Origin of the sequence: Niastella vici (assembly GCF_002077945.1) — a bacterium.
GTDB lineage: Bacteria > Bacteroidota > Bacteroidia > Chitinophagales > Chitinophagaceae > Niastella > Niastella vici.
In genome coordinates this window covers 1-5,328 of sequence record NZ_LVYD01000109.1, presented here as the reverse complement: position 1 = coordinate 5,328, position 5,328 = coordinate 1, and the positions used below count along the sequence as shown (strand labels likewise).

Sequence of the window (5,328 nt, the reverse complement as noted above, 5' to 3'; positions counted from 1 at the left end):
GATGCTTTGGTTGGTGTAATTACTGCTCAGCTGTGGTGCACAACCACCAGCTACTGCGATGGCCGTTGTCTGCTGTGTTACCCATGCTGCGATGGCTGCATTGAGGGCTGTTTGATCAGCAAACGTACAGGCGGCGACAGTGGCGTTGGCTGGTTGATTATAAGTGAATGGCGGTTGCGTAATATCGAATGTCTGATTACATGTACTTGTACATCCATTCGCATCGGTAATAGTAAGGGTCAGCGTGAATTTTCCACAACTATTATTGGCAAGTACTGAAACGGTTTGTCCATTTGTTGCACCGGCGATAGTGGCATTTCCGCTAATTGACCAACTATAAGTCGACATTCCCAACGGTCCACTATATGTATTTGTAGAGCCAGGGCATATGTTGTTATTACCGGTTATAGAACATACAGGCAGTGCATTCACCGTTACAGTTCCACTTGCTGACGATGACACACAACCTGTTGCAGTATTGGTGATCACAACACTATAAGTTCCGGCTACTGTGGATGTGAAGCTGGCCACATTACCCGGATCAGGAACTCCTGCCGGCACAGTCCATACATAAGAGTAGGTGCCTGGTTCGCCTGGTGTTGCTGTTATCGTCGCCGCTGTTCCCGCGCATACCGTTGACGAGTTCACGGTTACCGTTGGCAACGGGTTCACTGTAATAACAATGGTAACAGGTTCTCCCGGACAACCTTCGGCACTGGTTTCAATTACCTGCATAGTATAGGTGCCAGCAGTAGTCCAGGTTACTGTAATTAAATTGGGGTACGTCGGATTGGGGGTCAACGTAAACCCGGTATTGGGCGTAATGCTCCAGGCATAGGTTGACCCGGTATGGAGTACTACACCATACTCTTTCGTTGTATTAATACATACCGAATGATCACCAGGGATCGGTGGAGGGGTTTGCGATATCGCATTAGTGCCAATTGCTGTAAACAACAGCATGAGTCCCCATTTTATAAGCAGTTTAGCTGGGTTCATATTCGGCAGTTTTTTGTTCTTAATTATTAGTGGTGTAGTGATAGTTGCTAAATTCATTTTGTTCAAAACAGGGGTATCCGGTTCATGGAAGAAGATACCAGCCAGTTCTGCTTTCTTTCGCGTAAATGAGAGAACCAGCAATCGAAGCCATAGCAAAAAAGATGACCAAAAATGCCGGGCTCGCCTGCCGGTATTTTTTGCTTTGTATGGGTTGCTGTTTTCTTTCATAAACTGCTTTTATAATTAATTATGATAAATTATAGGTGCTGGCTTTGGATTAATAGTTACCGTTGTTGTACAGGTAGCAGTATTGCCACAGGCATCTGTAACTGTCCATGTTATTGTTGATACTCCGACATTAAATACTCCACTTGCATTAGTCCCTGTTCCATTTCTTGTAGTTGCTCCTGTGATTTGATAAGTAATATTCAAAGTGCCACTGCAGTTATCAGATGCAGTGGCTGGTGGAATAGTGTAAGTATTGCTATTGACTTCACAGAATGTTTGTGCCGGCGGACAGGTAATTACCGGTGGTATATTATCCTGAACATTGATAATTTGAGAAACCGATGATGTATTGTTACATGCATCGGTGAAGGTCCATGTTCTTGTAATAGTAAAGCCGCAACCATTGGCAACCTGTACGTCAACACCCGTTGCGGTAATATTGCCACTACAATTATCAGTTGCTGTCAACGTTCCGGGAGCTGGCACAAGAGCAAGGCACTGAAAGCTCTGTGAAGCAGGAGCCGCTGGTGCAACAGGCGCTGTGTTGTCCAGCACGTTGATAATTTGAGAAACCGATGAGGTATTGTTACATGCATCAGTGAAGGTCCAGGTTCTTGTAATAGTATATCCGCAACCATTAGCAACCCTTACGTCTACACCCGTTTTGGTAATGTTGCCACTGCAATTGTCAGTTGCTGTCAATGTGCCGGGAGCCGGCACATCAGCAAGGCATTGGAAACTCTGCGTTGCAGGAGCCGTTGCAAGCGGTGCTGTATTATCAACAACATTGACAACTTGCGTACATGGAGCACTTGAGCATCCATTCAATGTAGTTTTAAGCGTTAGCGTGTAAGTACCACAAGTGTTATTGGCAACCACGGTGACCGTTTGGCCTGTTGCAGAACCGGAGATAGTTGCACCGCCACTGATCGTCCAATTATAAGTATAACCCGCAACGGCCGGGGCGCTGTATACATTAGTTGAACCTGGACAAACAGTATTGTTCCCGGTAATAGAACAAGTGGGTATTGGTTTTGCTGTTACATCAACGCATACCGGTGAGCTCGCGCAACCTGCTGCTGTGGTGGCCACAACGCAATAGGTAAATGTACCTGCAACAGTGGGTGTTGTAGTAACTGTTTGCCCTACTCCGGTAGCAGGGGTTAAATAGGTTGTGGGCGACCATTGGTAGGTTACCGGTTGATAAGTTCCTGCCAGGCCTACATTATCAATTGCCCAGTTGCTTCCTGTTGTGCCACTGTATCTGAAACGCACTCTTACATTCGATTGACCAATATAGGCACTTAGATTAATGGATTCCTGAATAAAGCCATTGTTGGGATTTCCGACATTGGTGGGGCCTGTATAGGTTTTTAACGTGGTATAAGTAAGGCCGCCATCGGTTGAAATTTCAACCCAACCGGTTGTGCCCACATTAAAATTTAATGCTGTATAATAGTTGAAAGTGGGATTGATAACCCCTACCAGGCTAAAGGGCGGCGTAATTAAGCTGGCAATGCTGCCGCCGCCATCGCCGTTTACGATCATGAACTTGGTACTGGTGGGCAATGCATTTGAATTATACAATACCCCGTTATATATTTTGCCGTTATTTGTTTCACCCCATTCACTGTTATCATCTTTATTATTGCTGTTGGCGTCATTCCCGCTCCAGCCGGCCGGATTGGCATTTTGGAAATCTTCAACCGGGAAAGGCGGCGGGCCATAGTCACTCGCTTTTAACGTAGCTGACTGGCCCAAACAAAATATAGTCGGTGTTGCTGTGGCCGTAGGGGTAAACGGTGGATTTACCGGTACAATACCTATGCTCGAATAAGCATAACATCCGTTCCGCTCCATGTAAACGCGGTAAATGGTGGTGGTGGTTAAATTAAGATACGATTGTGAAGTGGTAGTGTTACTGATGTTTGTCCAGTTTGCTCCACCATCGGTAGATGATTCCCACCTTAATATATTACCAGTATAGTTAGATAAGGTTAAAGTGCCGCTATTTGCGCCCGGACAAACTCCCGGGCTTGATGATACATCTCCACTGGGGCTCTGAGTAACTGTTATAGGAACAGTTGCTGTGCCGGTACATCCATTGGCGCCTGTTCCGGTAACTGTATAGGTGGTGGTAACACTTGGGTAAGCAATAACAATACTGCCGGTTGTAATTGATAGATCTGTTGCCGGGCTCCAGGTGTAGGTATTGGCGCCGCTGGCAGTTAAGGTAACGCTGTTGCCACTGCAAAAAGCTGCCGAGGCCGGAGAAACAGTTACGGTTGGCAAAGCATTTATAGTTGCAGTTGCTGCTGTTCTGGTTGCTGAAACACAGCCGGTGCTGGTATTTCTTGCCTGTGCATAATAAGTTGTTGTTGCAGAAATAGAAGGTGTCGTAAATGTAGTTCCGGTTCCAACCAAATTTCCTCCGCTTGCTGCATCGTACCAATCTAGGGTGGTTCCTGCTGCAGTACTTGCCGACAGATTTACTGTTCCTGTTCCGCATCTGGAGGCACTTACCGGTGATGTGGGTGCTGCGGGTAATGGATTAACGGTTACTGTTACGCAGTTGCTGGTGGCAGTACAGGTTCCGTTTAAAGTAGAAGTTACTATGCGTTTGTAGTAAGTAGTTGTGGCCAGTCCGCCTGGTACATCATAAGTAGCGCTGGTGGCGCCGCTGATATTACTGAAACCCGCTGCACAGCTGGTAGTGCTGCTTTGCCATTGATAGCTTAAAGTACCGCCGCCTGTTGCGGGTGTTGTTTCTGTAAATGCTGCGGGATCACCGCCGCTGCAAATAGTTTGATCGCTTCCAACTGTTCCGGCTGTAACATTATTAACTGTTACAGTGACACAGTTGCTGGTGGCGGTACAGAGCACGCCGCTGAGGGTAGATGTAGCAATACGGCGATAATAAGTAGTTACTGCTAATCCCGCAGCAACATTGTAGGTGGCGCTTGTGGCACCGCTGATGTTTGTAAACCCGGAAGTACAATCGGTGGTACTGCTTTGCCATTGATAGCTGATTGACCCTGCTCCCGTAGCCGCTACGCTGGTGAAAGCATTGGGATCGCCGCCACTGCAAATGGTTTGGTCGGCGCTGATGCTTCCTGCTGTTACAGTATTGATGGTAACCGTAGCGCAATTGCTGATAGCGGTACAGGGCACTCCATTGAAAGTAGAAGTTACAATTCGCCGGTAATAAGTTGTTGCTGCCAGTCCGGTGGGCGCATCATAGGTCGCACCGGTTGCCCCGCTGATGTCTGCGAAACCGGCTGCACAACTGGTGGTGCTGCTTTGCCATTGATAGGTTAACGTGCCCGCCCCTGTTGCGGCGGTTGTTACATTAAATGCGGCCGGGTCGCCTCCGCTGCAAATGGTTTGATCGCTCCCAATGGTTCCGGCCGTTAACGTATTAATTGTTACGGTAACGCAATTGCTGGTGGCGGTACAGGTTCCGCTTAAAGTAGAAGTTACTATGCGTTTGTAGTAAGTAGTTGTTGCCAGTCCGGCCGGTACATCATAAGTGGCACTGGTAGCGCCGCTGATATTGCTGAAACCGGCTGCACAACTGGTGGTACTGCTTTGCCATTGATAGCTCAGTGTGCCGGCTCCTGTTGCGGCAGTTGTTACAGTGAACGCAGCCGGGTCGCCCCCACTGCAAATGGTTTGATCGGTCCCGATTGTTCCGGCCGTAACATTATTAACTGTTACGGTGAGGCAATTGCTGGTGGCGGAACAGGGAACGCCACTGAGGGTAGACGTTGCAACACGCCGATAATAAGTGGTTACAGAAAATCCAGTGGGCGCATCATATGTTGCACTTGTTGCTCCGCTGATGTCTGTAAACCCGTTTGTGCAATCTGTGGTACTGCTTTGCCATTGATACGTTAAAGGGCCGGAACCTGTAGCGGCCGTTGTTACGGTGAATGCAGCCGGGTCTCCCCCACTGCAAATGGTTTGACTGGCAGCAATAACGCCTGCGGTTACATTATTAATTGTTACTGTTACACAGTTGCTGGTAGCAGTACAGGTGCCGTTCAAGGTAGAAGTTACTATGCGCTTGTAATAAGTAGTTGTTGCCAGTCCGGCCGGTAC

2 protein-coding genes are annotated in these 5,328 nt (G+C 47.8%); both read right to left on the bottom strand.

Going from position 1 to position 5,328, the window contains the following annotated elements; translation table 11 throughout:
* The coding region (locus A3860_RS36265) for a hypothetical protein (protein ID WP_216823593.1) at nt 1-999 on the bottom strand (999 nt) is incomplete at its 3' end.
* 243 nt (nt 1,000-1,242) lie between these two features.
* Nucleotides 1,243-5,328: Ig-like domain-containing protein (locus A3860_RS36255; RefSeq protein ID WP_143774438.1), on the bottom strand; the 4,086-nt coding region annotated here is incomplete at its 5' end.